Genomic DNA, 16,700 nt, shown 5'->3' on the forward strand with positions numbered 1-16,700 from the left:
GAGGTGGGCGCAGGATCCCGGTCAGCCTGTGCTCGGCCCCGAATACCACCTGAGCATCAGCAAGAACGATGGCCGCGGCGGGTCGCGACGCACTACCAGTGCCGAGGCCCTATGGTGCTTGGCGCAATTCGACCTGATCGACGCCAAGGAAGACAATCACGTGCCTCACGGTCTGGTGCGCAATTTCTGGCGGCCGGTGGCCGATAGCCTGTCTGGCTATGAATGCCCGTGCGCCGACGACGAGCCGGCCATGCGGGAGGACCTGGGCGACTATGTCTGGCGCGGGGTGACGAAATGAACGGCCTCGGCGTCGGCACCTATCTCACGATGACAGAGCTCGCGGAGCTGGTCGGCTGCCAGCCGACCAGCCACAGCTGCATGAAGCGCTGGCTCAAGAAGCACGGCTGGCCCTTCGCAGTGAATATTGCCGGGGTGCCTCAGGTGAGCCGCGCATACCACGCGGCCCGCATGACCGGGGCCGCCAACCAGAGCGCCAACGATGGCGCCGAAGACGAACCAAACTTTGAAGCACTGCTCGCATGATTTCCCGCCGCAAGACTCCTGATGGCCTGCCGTTTCGCTTGTACCGGCGCGAGGGGAAATTCAAGGTCAGCTACGGGTACAAGCTTCCGAACGGAACGTGGGCATTCCGCCTGGCCGCTCAGCGCAACAACCCCGATGCTGTTGCCGAGATCGACCAGGAAGCGCGCCGGCGCGCCGATGAACTGAACGGCAACTTCGTGCTGGCGGGAACCACCGAAGCCCTGATCAACGAGTACTTCAAATGGCAAACCCGTCTGCCCGCTGACAGCGAAATGCGAAAGGCGGACATCACGCTGACCGAAAATCGCGTTGAGGCCAAAAACCTGATCAAGGTGTTCGGCAAGGTCAAGCCTGCGTCGATCAAGCCCCACCACATCTACCGGTATCTGGATCGGCGAGCCGAGCTCGGTGCTCCGGCCAAGGCCAACAAAGAGATCGCCCTGCTGTCTGCTGTGCTCGAGTACGGGCGCCGCTTGGGTGAGCTGCAGATCAACCCCTGCCGCGGCATCAAGTACAACCCAACTCGGCCACGGCAAAAGTATGTCCAGCCTCATGAGATCGCTCTCGCGCTAGAGATTGGCCGGGCCCGCGGCGGCAGCTACCTGGTACTCGCGCTCTGCGTGCACGTGGCCTACCTGACTGTCAGCCGACCGGAAGAGATGCGCACCCTTGTTAGGCAGTCCTCGACCGAAGAGGGTCTCGTGGTTCCCGTTGGCAAGCGAAAGGGCGGCCAGATCCAGCGCACGAAGCTCGTCCGCTGGTCGCCCGCTCTGCGGAGCGCCGTGAACGAGGCTCTGGCCCTGCAGCGCACGGCGAGCGTCTATGTGTTCGGCAATACGTCGGAACAGGTGTACAGCCGCAGCGGCTGGAACACGATCTGGAAGCGGCTGATGGGCTACTGCCAGGCAGTTGCCACTGAGCGCGAAATTGAGTTCAGCCCGTTCACACTGGCCGACATGAGGCCCAGTGCCGTTACTGACCGGATGGAGGAAGGCGACGACCGCATCACGGACGCCACCGGTCACGCGGACGGAAAGATGGTGGCCAAGGTCTACGACCGGCGGCGCGTTCGCAAGGTGCGCCCTACGGCCTGACAGGTTCGCCGGAAACGAAAAAGCCCACCGCAGCGGGTGGGCCTTCAAAAATCAAGTTCCAAAAATTGGAAGATCATCTTCCAAAAATCCGGCTAAGTCAGTGGGCCTTAACCTTGGAACCTAATGAATACTTGGGGTGGCTGATGGGACTCGAACCCACGACGACAGGAATCACAATCCCGGCATCAATCGCCATTTTTCCCTTTAAAATCAAAACCTTTTCCCTCATTTTTTCCCACGAGAGCTAGATTTTTCACAAGCAGTCATGCGGGTCTGAGGGGTGCCGTGGGAAAAATTGTACCCCGCGCGAGCGCCATGCGCCACCTCAATTTCTGGCGCGCGGTGGAGCTTGCTGGGTTACGATACTGTATATTTATACAGTATCCGTCCATGCCAGACTTCCCTGTCGGCCCTGACGGTCGGTACCAGATCCCCAAGCTGACAGCCGCCCAGCTGCGGGCCTTCTTCTTCCGAAGGCCGTGCCCGGAAGTGCGCGATTTGCTGTGGGAGATCCACCGGCTGCGCCTCCTGCTGCTCCGCGCCAACCAGTTGCAAGAGGCGATGACGGGCGCGAACGCACCCACGACTCAGTTCATTCTTGACATCTTTCGACGTGAGATCGAGGGCGAGCCGTGCATAAAGGAGCGTCAGGCCTGGGATCTGGAGTTCTTTGGGCCGCGCCGGGTGAGCGAATACACTCGACGGCAGAAGGAGCCTGGCGATGGGTGATGCCCCTCTATCCTTGCGCGATGTCGAGCCGATGCTGGCCGAGGACCGCAAACTCCTGCCGACCCTCGGGAGCTGGCACTACGAGATCAAATATGACGGCTATCGAATGCTGGCGGGCACCTCGCCCCGGGCGCTGAAGACGCGCAACGGTGCCGATGCGACGACCTGGTTCCCGGAAGTGGTCTCAGCCTTGTCCGCGCTACCGTTGGGCGCCCACATCCTCGATGGCGAGGTTTGCGTGCTGGATGACATCGGGCGATTTGACTTCAATCGTCTGCACACCCGCGCGCGGCGCCGCGGCTGGTATCCCGGCGCGGATCCGGTGGTCTACTGCGTCTTCGATCTGCTGGTCTATCGCGGGAAGGACATCCGAGGCGAGCCTATCGAGGCGCGCAAGCGGCGGCTGGCCCAGCTATTGAGCGGACAGCCAGATGGCGTCCTGTTTGTGCAGAGCGAGGAGGATGGGGCTTGGCTCTATCAGTGCGCGCTGGATTTACGTCTGGAGGGCGTGGTGGCCAAGCGCGCCGTCAGTGAGTACGCCGCGGGACGGTCGTCGAATTGGCTCAAGATCAAGCGGCCCGGCGCTGTCCTGGCGGCCAAGTTTCACCGGGAGCCGTAAGGTCGCGGCTCATGGGGTGCGCTCCTGCGCCCTTCCCCCCGAAGGGACTGTAGACTTTGCCAAGACAGGAGGCACCATGTGCACGAACTACGCCCCAGTGCAGCGCCTGGTCCTGCGGGACATCTTCGGCGTCGAGCCGCCGGCAGCCGAGTGGAAGCCAGAGACCTGGCCGGACTATGCCACGCCGATCGTGCGCGCCGATGGTGATGGCCGGCGCGACAGCGTCCTGGCCGCCTTCGGCATGATCCCCCGCGACCGCTGGCCTGAGAACGTTCGCCCCTTCGCGACCATGAACGCCCGCTCGGAGACAGTTGGCGAGAAGCGCAGCTTCAGCGGGCCGTGGAAGAATGGCCAGCTCTGCCTGGTGCCGGCCTACCGGCGAGTTGCCATGGCATGGACATCCAAAATTCGCAGTGCTGGCGCGGCCTTGATCTGAAATGACGCTGTCCATAGCGCCATCGGTTTTTGCAGGGGGATTCCATGATGGCGTCCATACCTCAAGGTCCTTCGCGCGCTGGCGCTGACTTCGCGGGCGGCGTTCGCCACGGCCAGCCTGTAGCACGCTTGGACAATCGGCGCGAGCAACTCGACCGTGCCGACTGTGAGCGCGGACAATGCCTTGAACAAGATCCCCGCTCGGCGCGCAGGCCCAAGCCGGCCGAGACCGGCCAGTTTCCGACACTCGCCGGCATAGCCCCCCGCCCACACGCCGATGGCTGTTACGCCGCGGCAGCGGACAAAAGTCTTCCAACCGGCGCAACCTGGCACGTGCACACCGCGGTCGCTTTCGAGATGGAAAATGAAATCTCGAAGATTCCGCTTGCAATCTCATGTGGAGTTCCGTAGACTGCATTCACTCGAACAACGAAGAAGAAAAATGAACGACCTAGATGCGAGGGAAGGCTTTGCCTTCGAATGCCACATTCGGGATTTTTACGCAGCAAACCTGAAGCGCTATAAACCAGGACATTTGGTTTCCCAACGGGAAGTAACGTATAAGACGAGCAGGATAAGAGCAGATCTGCGTACTGTGGATCAGCACGACGTTATCTTCGAATGGGAATTCAAAATTGAAGCCGATTACAGTTCGATTGGACAAATAATGGCGTATACGGCTCACGCCAAAGTTGAGTTCAATTTCAATAGAACGGTGCGCTCAGTTATCGCGGCGTTCGAGTTCCCGGATGAAATTCGAATGGCAATTGAGGTGAATAACCTTGGAATTGAGATGGTCCGTTTACCGGGGGCGATAAGGAACGCAGGACACGTCCCATCTCTGTTGACCAACCCGGCAGTGCTTGAAATACCAAGTCTGAAATAAATTTCGTGGAGTCTTAAATATGCTCAATATCCCACAAGTCAAGTCGAGCATCATCGAAAACGATGAAATTTTCGCGGATCCTGATTATCAAGGCCTTAAAATCGTCCGTGCTCAAACAGATAAGGACGCGAATAAAGCCTATTATGATAATAAGTACGAGTTCCAACATCAACATGGCGACTACACTGTCGTCCGAGCCACGCTCTGCCGCAAGGGTTATGTCGCGACCGAAGTAGCGGAGAAGCAGAGGATTACCGTAATGATCCATCCGTCGCTGAAGTTGTTCACCGAAATTGTCAAATACGATCCAGCAGAGCCGCCTAAAGAAAATTACTATGCGCTTGAAATGCTGGAAGCCCACAAGCTCACCCAGAGCGATTTTAAAGGGCAAAAGGCTGCCAACAAGGAGATGTTTAAAACATATATCCTCGAAGGTATTAGTGGGGTTCGCCCAATCTTTTTGCCGATAATCAGCGGTTGGCAATCGAAGGCGGTATTTTCAAAAACGGTTTTCGTTGCCTTTGATGAAGAAGATCCGAATGCAATGTACGGTACGCTGTACCTTCCCAAGTCGCCCGTAATGCAATCTGACGGGCAAACACAAACTGCGGCACTGTTTGCGGTGGCAAACACAGCAGATGCGATCGAAAAGAGTGCACTCGATCGACTGTCCCTGACACTTGAAATCGAATTGAATGTCGATGCGCGCAAGGCCGGGCAAAGTTTTGCAGATCGGAATGGGCGTGGATCCAAGAAAAATCGAAATCTCGTAATTGGCTTGAATACTGCTGAGCCGATTAGCGACCTGCGACTGCGTGCGACGAAGGATACAGTTTTCGAAAACCGCATCGCGGATGGGCGAACGACCGGCACATCGGAAACGGCAACCACGAATATCGTAGACCTGAGCACGATGGAGCAAATGCTCCTCGGGGCACTTACCAACAATCGGTTCAAGCCCGAGCAACTGAAACATTACCACGTCGAACCTTTGTTACCATTCGCCCGTGAATTCACTGAGTTGCTCGATGAGGTTTTCGCGTCGCAATGGCCGGCCACAACACCTCCCAAACAGGACACATTCCGGCGCCTATACGTTCATGGGTGGCCGTTCGCACTGAAAGCGATTGCATTTGCGTACTTTGAAAGTCGAGCGGACAAACTTACCCCCATCCTTGCCGCAATGACTGTTAAGAATGCGCTCAAATCTCAGGAGGTTGTGTTTGCGGAGGCCTTGGCGGCAGCTGAAAACCCAGAGAAAGAGCCGGTCATTTCATTTGAAGAACTTAAGAAGCGGTTGCTGGCTATCGACTGGCTCCGGTACCGCAGGCACTGGATTAATATTACCAATTCAAATGTTGACAAATCAGGCAACCGAAAGACGTTTGTGCTCAAGAGTACCGGCGAACGTAAGGTCGTGGGCTTGGCTCCAAATACAGCTGCGAACATCGCCACTGTGAAGAATAAGATCATCTCTGATAAGTGGATCGAACTGACCGGAAGCGATGACGCGCCTATTGCCGTAAAGAAATAACGTTGGCGCTTTGCGCAGGTGCTCGAATAGATGGCCGCCCCTCACCGGGGGGCATCTATTCAGCGTGCGATCACTTCCTCCAGCGACGTGCCAATGGCATCTATTTGGAGGGCAAGCGGGACGACAATGCTCACGTCGGTTTTCGCGCGTGAGCACGGATGCGCCGCCACTGCTGAAGGATCGCTCCCAGCGTCCGATTGCTGCACTGAAGCTGTCACATAAAGTGAGCCATTTCGAATGACGGTAGTGGGTCGGCAAGAGCCTGTCGGGGGATCTAACTCCATCCATCCCTGATGTCCATACGTTGTACCTTGAGGTGTGCGCGTCCATGGGCTGCACCTTACCGTTACCGGCCACGGCCGTCTACGAGCCGAACTACGAGGCCGGGCCCAAGTCCACGCGGTACAAAATCTGGCTGCCGGGAGAGCCGGCGTTTGGGATTGCCGGCTTGTGGAGGGATTGGCCGGATGGAACCTACTCGTTCACCATGCTGACGGTGAACGCGGACAAGCACCCGCTGATGAACCGGATGCACGCCCCAGGCAAGGAGAAGCGGTCGGTCGTGATCGTGCCGCGCGGGGAATGGGATGACTGGCTGACATGCCGGGATCCGGAGCGGGCGCGCAGCTTCATGCAGCCCTATCCTGCTACGCTAATGGATGCCGCCCCAGCCCTGAGAAGTCCAATCAGAAAGGAAAATTAATGAGCAAGCCAGTCATTCCCCATTACTCCCCATCGAAAACCGGATTTCTTGCTCTCCGAACAGCACAGGACTTGTTCGCGAAGGCGGAGCGAGACCTTGCGGCACTCGAATACAACCCACAAAGCGCGGACGCTGCCTTCAATTTCTTCGTCACTGCACACCACATCGCCGACTGGGCGGGAGCGTTGGATAGCCGCGATCAACACCCCCTCTTGAAGATATGCCGACACATCGCAGATGGAGTCAAACACTTTGAGTTGACGGCAAAGCACCACAACCTAGTCTCGGGTGTTGTGGACGAGAGCTATGTTGACGATGGCTACTTTGAGCCAGGATATGTCGAGCAAGATGTGCACATCCTCCTGGAGCCAAACAATGGCCTCACCAATGCGGATAGGATTGATGTGCTGGAATTGGCCCGCCTAGTGATTGCCTTTTGGCGGCAAAGGCTCGGCGTTGTTTAGTCGGGTGGGACTGAGGGCTATCAGTCATCGCCCCCGTTCGATAGTTGGTTTGCCAGCCCTCCGCGCAATCCCGTCGGCTCCGCCTTTAACATCCGGTCCGCACTCGGCGTCGACATCTGCTTCACCTTGCCCACCAGTTGCTTGTTCGTGAGCGATCGGCGTGAAGATCGACTCGGGCGCGCTGGTCACTGCCCGAACGAGTGCAGCCGCGACTCGTCCAGACTGACGTAGCAGTGGTAGAACTTCTCGCCCGCGTAGCCCCCGTAGCTGTTCTTGCCATTGATCGCCAAGGTGTACCGCCGGCTCGTCCCTTGCGGACTGGGAAAGATGCCGCTGTAGAAGACGATGCCGATTTTCAGGCTGTCGGGGTCTTTGAAGTGACGCGGCGCATCGGCCAGGCACAGTGCCTTTCCCGGACCTTCATACGATGGGTCCACCTTCTCGACGGGCTGCGGCTTTTCCAGTGCGCCCCCTCTCCCGGCGCACGGCTGGTCTTGATATACGACGCGCCCACCGACCTCGCAGCGGTTGACCTGCGCCGACGCGCTGGCGGCCAGCAGCAAGGCTACCGCACTCGAACCCGCAATCTTTCGCACGTTTGACCCCATTTTTGTTCTTTGAACGGCGAGCGTAGCAAAACCCCGGCGCGCGGCCGGGGCAAGGTCTTAGACCTCTACTCAGCGCCCGGCTCCGTCCACCAGTGCTCGACCTGACCTCGTGAAAAGCGGGCAACGACCCGTTCGTCGTCCGCCCTAATTACCAGTTCGGTGCCTTCTTCCGCAGCTTCGATCGCTGCGATTTCCTTCACGCGATCCTCATACTTCAGTTTCACATGCACAGTGACGCTTGCCATAGCCGATCCTTCTTCAAAGTTGTGCGCGGAGCACTCATGATACGCCTTTCCGCAGAGTGCACTTTAAGGCACTTTTAGATCAGCACAGCCTCTGCCTCGCGCCGCAGCACCAAGCCGCGCAGCACGCGCCCGCCACCGCGGTTCCACTTCCGGATCTCAGCCGGCACGTCGGCCCACCGACCAGCGTTCACGCGCTTGCGCAGCGTGCTGGCCTTCAGGTTGCCCGCGCCGAGATTAAACGTCCAGTCGATGATCGCGGCCAGGCGCTCGGGCGTGTCGATGCCCTGGCATAGCTTCAGCACGGCCGGCAGGTAGACCGTGCGCACCATCCACAGCAGCATTTCCTCGGCCTGCTCCCGGGTGATCGGTGCGTCGCTCAGCGTGACCCGGCGCCCGTTAGGGTAGTAGGTCGCCCCATACCCGATCGACGGTACGCCTGCCGGGCACAGGTAGGGGCGCAGGTATAGCCCCTCGAAGCGCCGGGCCAGCGCAGCCGCCACCTCGATCGCAACCGCGTTGAAGTCGCGCGGAGCCGGCACGGGTTCCGGTACCGGGGGTGGCAGGATGCCGGGCGGGGGCGCTGCGACGACCGACGGCTCGAACAGCGAGAGGAACCGGGTCAGCAGACTCATACCCGACCCCGGTTCGCAATGACGCGCACGGCAAAGAAGAAGCCGAGGATCACGCCGACCAGTTCACGATCCCATTCGCCCATCTTGAAGCCCTGCGCGTTCAGAGCGACGACCCAAAGGTAGATGGCAATCGAGGCGGCCAGGGGGCGAATGATGCCGTTCCACAGGTCGACGATGTAGATGCCGGACGGCTTCATGGATGCGGTGACAGCCTGACCCCAGGATGCCGCATCGAGGCGAGCGAGATCCGCTTCAGCCTGCACGTTGATCGTCTTCACGCCGAGATCGGCCTGCAGCTTGATCGACGCCAGGTTGCGCTCGTGCGCTGCGGCGTCTAGCTCGCCCTGCAGCCGCATGCGCTCCAGTTCGTGCTTCTGCTCTTGATGAGCGGTCCACATCTGACTGATCTGTTCCCAAATCAGCCGGAAGGCTGAGCCGCCGAGAAAGGAAAGGATTGCGCTGAACATGGTGTCCTCCGGTTGTTGTCCAGGTGACACCGTAAGTCTGGGCGGCGCGCTGTCGCCTGCGGACGAATTGCGCTTAGACGTCGATCACTTGAACAGGGAGAGAGGGGGCGGCACCCTCGATCACGCCGTCGCGCACGAACACTGTCGCGCCCTGCGACGTGGCGCCGCGGGCTTGCAACAGACCGCCGCCAGGCAGTTGGACGGTCGCCACCCCGTTCGAGATGGAGAGGACGGTACCGACTTGGAGCGGCGGGTCGGGCAGCAGCCCGAGCAGTACCTTGTAGGGGTTACGCAGTAGCGACATGGGTTTCCACTCCGATCGTCTGGAACACTTCGGGCATGCTCACGTCGACGCTGGTGCTGCGCACGATGCCGAGGCGCGTGAAGCCGCCATCGACGTACCGCACGAACTTGCCCGGGGTGATCACGCCCGTCTCGGCCAGTACCGGCAGCCGCAGCGCGAGATGCGCCTGGCGCCCGGTGTCGCCGAGGACTGCCAGCCCGTGCTGACGCGCGGCATCGACGTGCGTGATGAGCGCGTCGGTCACCATCGGGGCGAGGATGTCGCCAGCCGTGCCGCCGCGGGTCACCTGGCCGAGCACGCCCTGCCCCTCACCGCTGACGAACACGCGGTTGTAGCGGGGCCGCTCCAGCCACTCGATCGACTCGCGCGTCGTCACGTCGGCAGGGAGTTCGAAGTCCGGCGTAACCGAGCTCCAGTTCCACGGCGCCGTCGGGTAGCGCGCCAGCACGGTCAGCGCCTTCTGGCTCGGGTGCGGTTGGATATAGGCACCGGCCGCGCCCGCAATCTGGTTCAGCGCCGTGATGTAGGTGCCCTGATGCGACCAGGCGCCCGCCGGTACCAGCCAGTCGGTGAGCGCCCAGTTGACGGTCCAGCCGATGCTTGCCCCATTGATGGTGAGCGCATCGTTCATCAGTTGCTGCGCCGTGCGCGCGGTCGAGTTGCTGAAGTTCTGCACAGGCGCGTACGGGGCGCCGAGGATGGCCGATTTACCCTTGCCGCTCACACGGATGGCCGAGCGCCCGAACGTGCGATCACGGCTGATTTGCTCGGCCAGCACGCGGTAGCCAGTGCCGTTGATGACGGCCTCCAGTTCAACCGGCGTGCCATCAGATCCGGGCTCGATAGCGCCCAGTGTTTCTGGTGGCAGCGCCGCGTTGAATCCCCACGTCCAGGAGTCGGCGTCGATGCTCAGTGAGAGCGAAAAGGTCGGGAGTTCGACATTGCCGTCAACGCGGCGCAGCATCACAGTGTTCAACACGATATAGACCCTCTTGACGGGAACGATGACGGTTTCGCCAGGCTCCGGCGGCTTTTCCTCGTCACATTGATACTTGGCAAAATTCAGGCGGATGTCGTCGCCGGCGTAATCCAGCCACGGGCAAACGAAGTTCAGGTCCGTATCACCCTCGAACGGCGGAGTGAACGGCGGAACCACGATCTGCTCGTGACCATAGGCCGGGCGCTTAGCCTCCTGCCAAGGCACCTTAGTCGTGTGCGGGGCACGCCGACCCGGCTGGAAGTAGCCACTGATGCGGCGATAGACCGATTTGGCCTCCTGATGGCGCTCCTTCACCACGGGCTTGACCGGTCGGCCGTTCTCAAACGGCGAGACTTCCATCCGCTTCAGCGGCGCGGCCTCCTGCCAGCGGTTTCCGGCGCTGACCTTGATGTGCGGCGCGTACTCAAAAGGCGACTTCAGGGCGCGGTCAAGCGGCGCGGCCGCCTGGTACGGCAGCTTCGTGATGGCGCGCTGCCTGGCTGCCTGCTGCCAGTCCTGCAGTTTGCTTGCCTCCAGGCGGCGACCGTCCTGCCACGGCTCGGCGCGCACGGGCTTCAGGCTGATCGCGTTCTCGTAGCGCTGTGTCTTACCAGGCTTGAGGTGCGCCCCGTCCTGGTAGGCCGCGTTCGTGGCGTGGCTCGGCCCGCGGAACACGCGGTTGTCGTAGTTGGCCTGAACGTGCAGCGTCTGCGTTGTGTGCAGTGTCATCGTCAGGGCAGCTTCGACCGGCTTGGCCTTCTCTGCCGTGACGGCAATCTGCAGCGTCGGCGCGTGCGTGGTTAGTTGAACCGCGATGATCGTCGGAACGCCGTCGGGGTTCAGAGAGAAATTAAGGTCTACATGCCCGCCCGCAGGCGGGGTGTAAGCCTTATGAAAATTCAGATCGTTGCTCACGCCTCAACCAGCGATCCGACCGACATTGACACATCGCCGCCCTCATAGAGTTGGGTGGTAGGCTGCCCGTTTGAGGTCAACACTACTTCAGCGCCTACGTCCATATCAGCGACGAATGTTCCGTCACTGGCGACGATCCGGCCCCAGGTAGCGTTACCCGTCTTCAGCGCCAGCTGCGACGCCCCGACCAAGATCGGCAGCGTCATGCCCGAGATCGTGCCGGCCGACGGGTAGGCGAACGGCAGCGCCGCGAGCTTGACCTGCGTGGTTACCGCCGCGCCGGTGTCCGGCCGGGTGCCGCTATAGATGTTCAGCACGCCCGCCGCGCCACCGCCGTCGATGGCGGTGGTCAGTGCCTTCAGGCGGTTGGCGATCACCGTGGTCGAAAGGGCGAGCGTCATGGGGCGAGTTCCTCATAGCCGATGATCAGGGCCGGTGCGTTGGCGACATACTTGCGCACCATCACGTAGTCGATGGTGCTGCTTTGGTTGCTTTCCCAAGTGCGGGCCATGAGCAGTTGCGCTGACGACGCAGACACTCCAGTCCGGGTCTTCAGCAGTACGTCGTCAATGATGAGTTGCGCATTGCCGTCGGCTCCCCAACCCAACTGCACCCGACCGCTGGCCTTCTTCGGGGAGAAGTCGCCGGTGGTGGCACTGTCTGCCTCATTATTGATCGCCAAACGGGACTGAGTCAGGCGTGGCTGCGGCGAGTCCAGCACCAACTCGAAGGAGGGGCTTGCCTGCGTGCCGGTAACAAAACCCAAGGCCCGGTCGGTGTTGCCGGCTCCATTGCCGCCAGAAGTGGCGATGTTGTTGTACCTCGCAATGACCTCCACGCCGGAATTAAACGAGGCGGACGAACGCAGTTCCACAAAAGCCGAACGGCCTTGTACGGCCACTACCGAGGCCCCATTGCAGGTGACGAAGCCGCCGGAATCGTTGTAACGCAGCCACTTGGAGTCGGGCACCGCCCCGTTAGCCAGATCGAAGTCATCGAACAGCAGCGGGAACGCCGCCGCACCACTGCTCGCCACCGGCGTCACGGTGTTGTACACCACGGAGAACTGCGCATTGCCGCTGTCCAGGTTCTGGCCGCCCAGGTTCACCCAGTAGAACGCGGTACGGTTCGGCGTGGTGCCGACCACCCGCTCCAGCCAGTACGGCAGGCTGTTGCCGGCCAGGTCGGTGAAGGCAATATCGGCGGTGTAGTCGCCCTTCGCGGTCGGGAACGTCTTCAGCATCAGTGCCACATCCGCCGCCAGCGCGGTGTTAGTCCCTTGGAAGGTCTGGCTCATCGCCAGTGGGCTCTCGCCGATGCGCACCAGCACCGCGTGGTTCGTGCCCAACCCCACCGCCTGCGGCATGGTGATCTTGCGGCGGAGCTTGGCGATGGTCTCGGACGGGTAGCTGCTGTATAGCGGCATCAGCACCGGCGTCACCATGTCCTGCACTACCGCGTTGTAGGTCTTCGAGTAGTCGCGGCCCAGCACCTGATACTTGTAGCTCTCGTTGACGTTATCGAACACGTAATTGCCGCTGGCGTCAGACCAAGCGCTCTGCACCAGTCCGCTGCCTTCCTCGATCAGCCGAACCTTTTGCGGCGTCGGGGTGTTGTTCACTGTGGTCTGTCCGGCGACCCGGCCCCTGCCACCCCAGGTCTGGTCGGTCTGGCCTGCGTAGCCCTTGTGTCCCTTGACGGATTGCGGCCCGGTTACAGGGGAGGACGGCAGCTTGGTGTAGGCATACATCGGCAGCACGTTGCTGTACGTACGGCGCGAGAACGCAGGGTCGGCAAAGGGGGCGGACGGCGGGGTGAAGGCGCCGTAGTACACCGGCGAGCCGACCACCATGCGCCATTCATCGAGGTAGCCCGTGAAGAAGAAGGTAGACGGCTCTCCCCCGAAATACAGGGGGTTGGCGGTGCCCCATACCTGCTGCCCGGCGGTGAACGTTGCCGTGCCCACGGACACCCCGTTGAGGTACAAAGTGAGGGTCGTGCCGTAGCGCACCAGCGCGACGTGATACCAAGTGTTGGCCACCAGCGTGCCTGCCGGCCCAATGCTTTGCGTGTAACTGGAGCCGTTGGTAGACGCTTGGCCCTGCACCTGATTGCCGACACGGAGAATCCGAAAGGCGGCCGCCCCACTCGCATTGTATTTCGACACCAGCACCGTCGTGCCCGCCGCAACCGTAGTCGGGTAGAACCACCCCTCGACGCAGAAATCGTAGTTCGAGACTGCCAGTTCCGGGGCGTCAGGGGTGTTCAGGTAGGTGTTGCCGCCGAAGAACCCTGACGAGCCGAACTTGGCCGGGGAGGCGGACAGGGCTACCGGGGTGGCGGTGGAACTGGTCATGAGCCGACCGGAACGTGACGAGTCGATCCATTGCAGGCTGTTGCCCGCCGTCTTCTGATCGAAGTGCAGCAGCACGGCAACAAACAACCAGTCGTCAAACTGCGTGGAGGGTGCCGAGAACCCACTGGTATAGCGCGCCACCCCCAAAGTGAGGCGCAGTTCGTCGTAGTACGCCTCCAAGAAAGTGGAGCCGGCGGTAAAGTTCGACTGCCCCAGCGTAAAGGGCTGGGTCAAGCTGCAACTGATTGCACTTGAAATCGTGCCCGTGCCCTTGGCGACGCCGTTGATCCACACCGTCAGCGTGTTGCCCTGCCGCGTCAGGGCGACGTGAGCGAAGGCCCCGGTGGGCAGGTCGCCTGCACTGCCTGCAATCAATTGCACGCCGCCGACTGAAACATTGACCGCCCCGTTGGCGGCCCGCGCTACCAGCCAGTCTTGATTGGCCGGCGTGGCGTCATCCCACCGCCCCATGATCGCGCCGTAGTCGGTGCCCTGTGACACCGGCCAGACGAAGCACTCCACGGTGAAGTCGGCGCTGCCGAAGTCCAGCAGTCTGCCGGGCGGGTAGCGCCAGTAGTTGCCGTTGGCACTGCCGGTCTTCAGCGATGTGGTGCCGAACTTGGCCTGCACACTGCTCATGGCGGTCGTACCGACGCAGCCCGAAAACATGCCGGTAAGGTACTTGGAACTGTCCCAAATAGCGGTGGCGCTGCCGTAGACGTTCTCGAAGTGGGACAGCAACGCCACATTGTCGATGTATGGATCTGCCACAGTGACTCCTTAGCGCCAAGGTCCAGATACGTCGATGAACACGAAGCCGAAGTTCGAGCCGCCGTCCCCGGGCGGCGCGTGCCGCAGCGCGACGAACCGTTTGTTCGGGTAGTCGTCAGTGCCGGGTACTACGTCGCGGTGCGAGAAATAAGCGGATATGTTCTGTGGCGACATATACCACCCGGGCAGCGTGCCCCGCAGCGAGTTGCCGCCATACACCACGGTTGGACTGAGCAGCAGGCCGTTGTCCCCGCCGTTCGGGTACGTCAGGAAGCCATTGATGTTCAGGCCAGAGTAGTTAGCGTTGATCGGCGTCAACGCGCACTGCTTGGTCATGGCGAGTGCCCCTACCAGTGCGGTGGTGGCGCGTGGCATGAAGATACCGTTCGGGGTCGAAGCGGCATTGGTGTTGCTGTACCCCAGATCAGACAACACTGACGAGGCCATGGCTACATTACTGGCCACCCCGCCATTAATCGTTGACATGAACTTGTCGGTGGTGTTCTTGGCGAGCAGATCACCAAAATACTGGGAGATGCCGTTGACACCACCGACCACCGTCTGCGGCGCCAGCCACAGGTAGAACCCTCGATCATCCCCGGCGAGGAACCACTTGCGCGTGGTGGCATCGGCGGCGCTCGACCTGCCCCAGTACAGGCCGCCAGACACCTGCGCGGCGGTCGGGTACGGGTTCACGCCGGTGTCCACGTCATACATCCCCTCGTAGGCCACTACCCGGGCATTCAGCGTTCCGGTGTCATCGACACGCAGGTAGCCGCCCGAATAGGCGGGGGCGGTCGAGGTGTACACCGCCTTGTTCGTGCCCGAGAATACCTTCGACCAGCCCAGCGGTGCCATCTTGGCGGTGATGGTGCCGGTTGCGGTCTGGTCCGAGATGCCGGTGGCGTCGAACGTGACCGTGTTGCCGGTGATCGACAGCACCTTCTTTTCGCCATTGAGTCCGGCCGGCGTGGCGCCGGCGATCAGGGCCACCGATTGAACCTCAAACGGGAAGGCGGTGCCGAAGGTGGCCGTGGCGACGCCGCCTGCGACCACCAACGACGACAAGGTCTGTTGACCCCAACCGTCTTTCAGGCAAGCGTCGAGCATCGGAATCAACCCGCCGGCGTTGCCGTACACGGTGGACGCCCCCGCCATATCGCCGTGCATGAACCTCACTACGTTGGACATGATGCTCGCTCAGTTGAAGGACCGAATCGGGCCGGTCAGGTCGAAGAAGTAGCCGCATCCGATATAGGTGGCGGCGTTCGGGCTACCAGCGGACATGAAGGCCAGCTTCTTGCCGACCAACTGGCGCATGCCGTCAATCTGTGCAAGATGCTGGATCACCGCGTTGGCCGAGCCCGTCGGCAGAGGCTGTAGGATGTGGTACATCCCCGGCAGCCACCCCCGCAGCCCGCTACCGGCGGGGACCATCACGTTGTTCAGAAAGAAACCCCCGGTACAGGCATCCGGCCAGCCAAACGGGCCGGTGAGGCTGCCAGAGACACTGGCCGAGACCGTTCCGGGGGACACGTGCCCAATCTGCTGGGGGGAGCCGATGCCGTTGGGTGGGCGCGGCACATAGCCGGTCGTGCCACTGGGTATTGAGTAGGCCAGGTCACCGGAGTTGATCGAGCTATAGCTCGACATGTCAATGGTGAATCCTGACAGGATGGCGCCGTAGCCGTCCATGGTCTGCTGGGCGTCCAGATCGCCGAAGCCCATCGTCACGCCATTCATGGTCAGGCTCTGAACGGCGCAGGGATTGACCCAGAAGTAGAAGAAGCGGTCGTCGCCGTAGATCGCCCAGTTGCGCAGGCCGCCGTTGGTCACGGTGCCGTCCGACTTGGGCCAGTTCAGCACATTCTGGGCCGGACGCGGCACCGGGTAGAAGCCAGTATCCACGTCGGTCATCATCTCGTAGGCCGTGACCTGCGCGACGCGGTTGGCGAACCCCAGCGCGGTCGGGTTGTCGTCGACCCGCAGATACAACCCGACCGTATTGATCGTCGCGGCGGTACGGTACACCGCCTTGTTGGTGCCCGAGAACGGCTTGGTCCAGCCCAGCGGCGCCATCTTGAACACCACGGTGCCGGTGGCACTGGCGGGCAAGCCCGACGCCACGGTGACCGTGACGCTGGTCTGGCCAATCGCCGTGATCTTGAACTCGCCGTTGAACTGGCTCTCGTTGGCGCCGGAAATCAGGATCACCTGACCTGCCATCAGGCCGTGTCCGCTGCCGACGAACACCTGCGCGGTGGTTCCCGACACCGAGATAGACGACACCGGCCGGCTGCCATAGCCGTTGAGCAGGCAGGCGTCGAGCACCGCGAGCAGGTTGCCGGCGGTCGCGCCCAGCGTCGGTGCGCCGTAGTCCTGCGAGGTCAGTAGTTTCGGGAATACGCCTGGCATC

At 61.3% G+C, this 16,700-nt stretch carries 19 protein-coding genes and 1 pseudogene; 10 read left to right on the forward strand and 10 right to left on the reverse strand.

What is annotated here, in order from left to right:
• Positions 1-28 precede the first annotated feature (28 nt).
• The 10 genes and pseudogenes from K307_RS50125 (at position 29) to K307_RS38295 (ending at position 7,007) form a co-directional block, all read left to right on the forward strand.
• Positions 29-298 (forward strand): hypothetical protein, encoded by a 270-nt coding sequence (locus K307_RS50125; protein WP_230626333.1) that lies wholly within the window; start codon positions 29-31, stop codon positions 296-298.
• Positions 295-543 (forward strand): DUF4224 domain-containing protein, encoded by a 249-nt coding sequence (locus K307_RS38255; RefSeq protein ID WP_042886281.1) that lies wholly within the window; start codon positions 295-297, stop codon positions 541-543. The genes K307_RS50125 and K307_RS38255 overlap by 4 nt, the downstream gene beginning before the upstream one ends.
• Positions 540-1,637 carry a hypothetical protein gene (locus tag K307_RS38260; RefSeq protein ID WP_042886282.1) on the forward strand — a complete coding sequence of 366 codons (1,098 nt, stop codon included), beginning with the start codon at positions 540-542 and terminating at the stop codon, positions 1,635-1,637. The genes K307_RS38255 and K307_RS38260 overlap by 4 nt, the downstream gene beginning before the upstream one ends.
• Before the next feature lie 390 nt (positions 1,638-2,027).
• Positions 2,028-2,366 (forward strand): hypothetical protein, encoded by a 339-nt coding sequence (locus tag K307_RS38265; protein ID WP_155301346.1) that lies wholly within the window; start codon positions 2,028-2,030, stop codon positions 2,364-2,366.
• Positions 2,359-2,985 (forward strand): hypothetical protein, encoded by a 627-nt coding sequence (locus K307_RS38270; RefSeq protein WP_042886284.1) that lies wholly within the window; start codon positions 2,359-2,361, stop codon positions 2,983-2,985. Before K307_RS38265 ends, K307_RS38270 begins: the two co-directional genes overlap by 8 nt.
• A 76-nt stretch (positions 2,986-3,061) precedes the next feature.
• The gene (locus K307_RS38275) at positions 3,062-3,421 is read left to right on the forward strand and encodes an SOS response-associated peptidase family protein (protein WP_051975367.1); all 360 of its coding nucleotides are present in this window, start codon (positions 3,062-3,064) and stop codon (positions 3,419-3,421) included.
• 441 nt (positions 3,422-3,862) lie between these two features.
• Positions 3,863-4,306, forward strand: coding sequence for a hypothetical protein (locus K307_RS38280; protein WP_155301347.1), 444 nt, complete (start codon positions 3,863-3,865; stop codon positions 4,304-4,306).
• Between the two features lie 19 nt (positions 4,307-4,325).
• Positions 4,326-5,840 (forward strand): hypothetical protein, encoded by a 1,515-nt coding sequence (locus K307_RS38285; protein WP_042886286.1) that lies wholly within the window; start codon positions 4,326-4,328, stop codon positions 5,838-5,840.
• A 346-nt stretch (positions 5,841-6,186) separates the two neighbouring features.
• Positions 6,187-6,543, forward strand: a pseudogene (locus tag K307_RS38290) (SOS response-associated peptidase family protein); the annotation flags it as partial.
• Complete coding sequence (locus tag K307_RS38295; RefSeq protein WP_042886288.1) at positions 6,543-7,007, forward strand: hypothetical protein; 465 nt, start codon at positions 6,543-6,545, stop codon at positions 7,005-7,007. The pseudogene K307_RS38290 and the gene K307_RS38295, both read left to right, overlap by 1 nt.
• Before the next feature lie 185 nt (positions 7,008-7,192).
• Here the strand turns inward: K307_RS38295 and K307_RS38300 are convergent, their stop codons facing one another.
• From K307_RS38300 to K307_RS38345, 10 genes are all read right to left on the reverse strand, one after another.
• The gene (locus K307_RS38300; protein ID WP_196251646.1) at positions 7,193-7,570 is read right to left on the reverse strand and encodes a DUF4124 domain-containing protein; all 378 of its coding nucleotides are present in this window, start codon (positions 7,568-7,570) and stop codon (positions 7,193-7,195) included.
• 110 nt (positions 7,571-7,680) lie between these two features.
• The gene (locus K307_RS38305; RefSeq protein WP_042886291.1) at positions 7,681-7,860 is read right to left on the reverse strand and encodes a hypothetical protein; all 180 of its coding nucleotides are present in this window, start codon (positions 7,858-7,860) and stop codon (positions 7,681-7,683) included.
• A 74-nt stretch (positions 7,861-7,934) separates the two neighbouring features.
• Entirely contained in the window at positions 7,935-8,492 is a 558-nt protein-coding gene (locus K307_RS38310; RefSeq protein ID WP_080745373.1) for a lysozyme, read from the reverse strand.
• Positions 8,489-8,959, reverse strand: coding sequence for a hypothetical protein (locus tag K307_RS38315; RefSeq protein WP_042886292.1), 471 nt, complete (start codon positions 8,957-8,959; stop codon positions 8,489-8,491). Before K307_RS38315 ends, K307_RS38310 begins: the two co-directional genes overlap by 4 nt.
• Before the next feature lie 73 nt (positions 8,960-9,032).
• A complete protein-coding gene (locus tag K307_RS38320) occupies positions 9,033-9,263 on the reverse strand; it encodes a hypothetical protein (RefSeq protein WP_155301348.1) in 231 nt (76 codons plus the stop codon).
• Complete coding sequence (locus tag K307_RS38325; protein ID WP_051975371.1) at positions 9,247-11,157, reverse strand: hypothetical protein; 1,911 nt, start codon at positions 11,155-11,157, stop codon at positions 9,247-9,249. Before K307_RS38325 ends, K307_RS38320 begins: the two co-directional genes overlap by 17 nt.
• Positions 11,154-11,558 carry a hypothetical protein gene (locus K307_RS38330; protein ID WP_051975372.1) on the reverse strand — a complete coding sequence of 135 codons (405 nt, stop codon included), beginning with the start codon at positions 11,556-11,558 and terminating at the stop codon, positions 11,154-11,156. The genes K307_RS38325 and K307_RS38330 overlap by 4 nt, the downstream gene beginning before the upstream one ends.
• Positions 11,555-14,284 (reverse strand): DUF2341 domain-containing protein, encoded by a 2,730-nt coding sequence (locus K307_RS38335; protein WP_042886294.1) that lies wholly within the window; start codon positions 14,282-14,284, stop codon positions 11,555-11,557. Before K307_RS38335 ends, K307_RS38330 begins: the two co-directional genes overlap by 4 nt.
• Positions 14,285-14,293: 9 nt before the next feature.
• Entirely contained in the window at positions 14,294-15,475 is a 1,182-nt protein-coding gene (locus K307_RS38340; protein WP_155301349.1) for a hypothetical protein, read from the reverse strand.
• Between the two features lie 9 nt (positions 15,476-15,484).
• Positions 15,485-16,699, reverse strand: a complete 1,215-nt coding sequence (locus tag K307_RS38345; protein WP_042886296.1) for a hypothetical protein — start codon at positions 16,697-16,699, stop codon at positions 15,485-15,487.
• Between the last annotated feature and the right edge of the window lies 1 nt (position 16,700).

Source organism: Cupriavidus necator A5-1, assembly GCF_000744095.1.
Lineage (GTDB): Bacteria > Pseudomonadota > Gammaproteobacteria > Burkholderiales > Burkholderiaceae > Cupriavidus > Cupriavidus necator_A.

What these genes read in the sequence shown, in the direction of transcription:
- K307_RS38255 (WP_042886281.1), top strand. Translation starts at nt 295, where the DNA reads ATGAACGGCCTCGGCGTCGGCACCTATCTCACGATGACAGAGCTCGCG.
- K307_RS38260 (WP_042886282.1), top strand. Translation starts at nt 540, where the DNA reads ATGATTTCCCGCCGCAAGACTCCTGATGGCCTGCCGTTTCGCTTGTAC.
- K307_RS38265 (WP_155301346.1), top strand. Translation starts at nt 2,028, where the DNA reads ATGCCAGACTTCCCTGTCGGCCCTGACGGTCGGTACCAGATCCCCAAG.
- K307_RS38270 (WP_042886284.1), top strand. Translation starts at nt 2,359, where the DNA reads ATGGGTGATGCCCCTCTATCCTTGCGCGATGTCGAGCCGATGCTGGCC.
- K307_RS38275 (WP_051975367.1), top strand. Translation starts at nt 3,062, where the DNA reads ATGTGCACGAACTACGCCCCAGTGCAGCGCCTGGTCCTGCGGGACATC.
- K307_RS38280 (WP_155301347.1), top strand. Translation starts at nt 3,863, where the DNA reads ATGAACGACCTAGATGCGAGGGAAGGCTTTGCCTTCGAATGCCACATT.
- K307_RS38285 (WP_042886286.1), top strand. Translation starts at nt 4,326, where the DNA reads ATGCTCAATATCCCACAAGTCAAGTCGAGCATCATCGAAAACGATGAA.
- K307_RS38295 (WP_042886288.1), top strand. Translation starts at nt 6,543, where the DNA reads ATGAGCAAGCCAGTCATTCCCCATTACTCCCCATCGAAAACCGGATTT.
- K307_RS38305 (WP_042886291.1), bottom strand. Translation starts at nt 7,860, where the DNA reads ATGGCAAGCGTCACTGTGCATGTGAAACTGAAGTATGAGGATCGCGTG.
- K307_RS38310 (WP_080745373.1), bottom strand. Translation starts at nt 8,492, where the DNA reads ATGAGTCTGCTGACCCGGTTCCTCTCGCTGTTCGAGCCGTCGGTCGTC.
- K307_RS38315 (WP_042886292.1), bottom strand. Translation starts at nt 8,959, where the DNA reads ATGTTCAGCGCAATCCTTTCCTTTCTCGGCGGCTCAGCCTTCCGGCTG.
- K307_RS38320 (WP_155301348.1), bottom strand. Translation starts at nt 9,263, where the DNA reads ATGTCGCTACTGCGTAACCCCTACAAGGTACTGCTCGGGCTGCTGCCC.
- K307_RS38330 (WP_051975372.1), bottom strand. Translation starts at nt 11,558, where the DNA reads ATGACGCTCGCCCTTTCGACCACGGTGATCGCCAACCGCCTGAAGGCA.
- K307_RS38340 (WP_155301349.1), bottom strand. Translation starts at nt 15,475, where the DNA reads ATGTCCAACGTAGTGAGGTTCATGCACGGCGATATGGCGGGGGCGTCC.
- K307_RS38345 (WP_042886296.1), bottom strand. Translation starts at nt 16,699, where the DNA reads ATGCCAGGCGTATTCCCGAAACTACTGACCTCGCAGGACTACGGCGCA.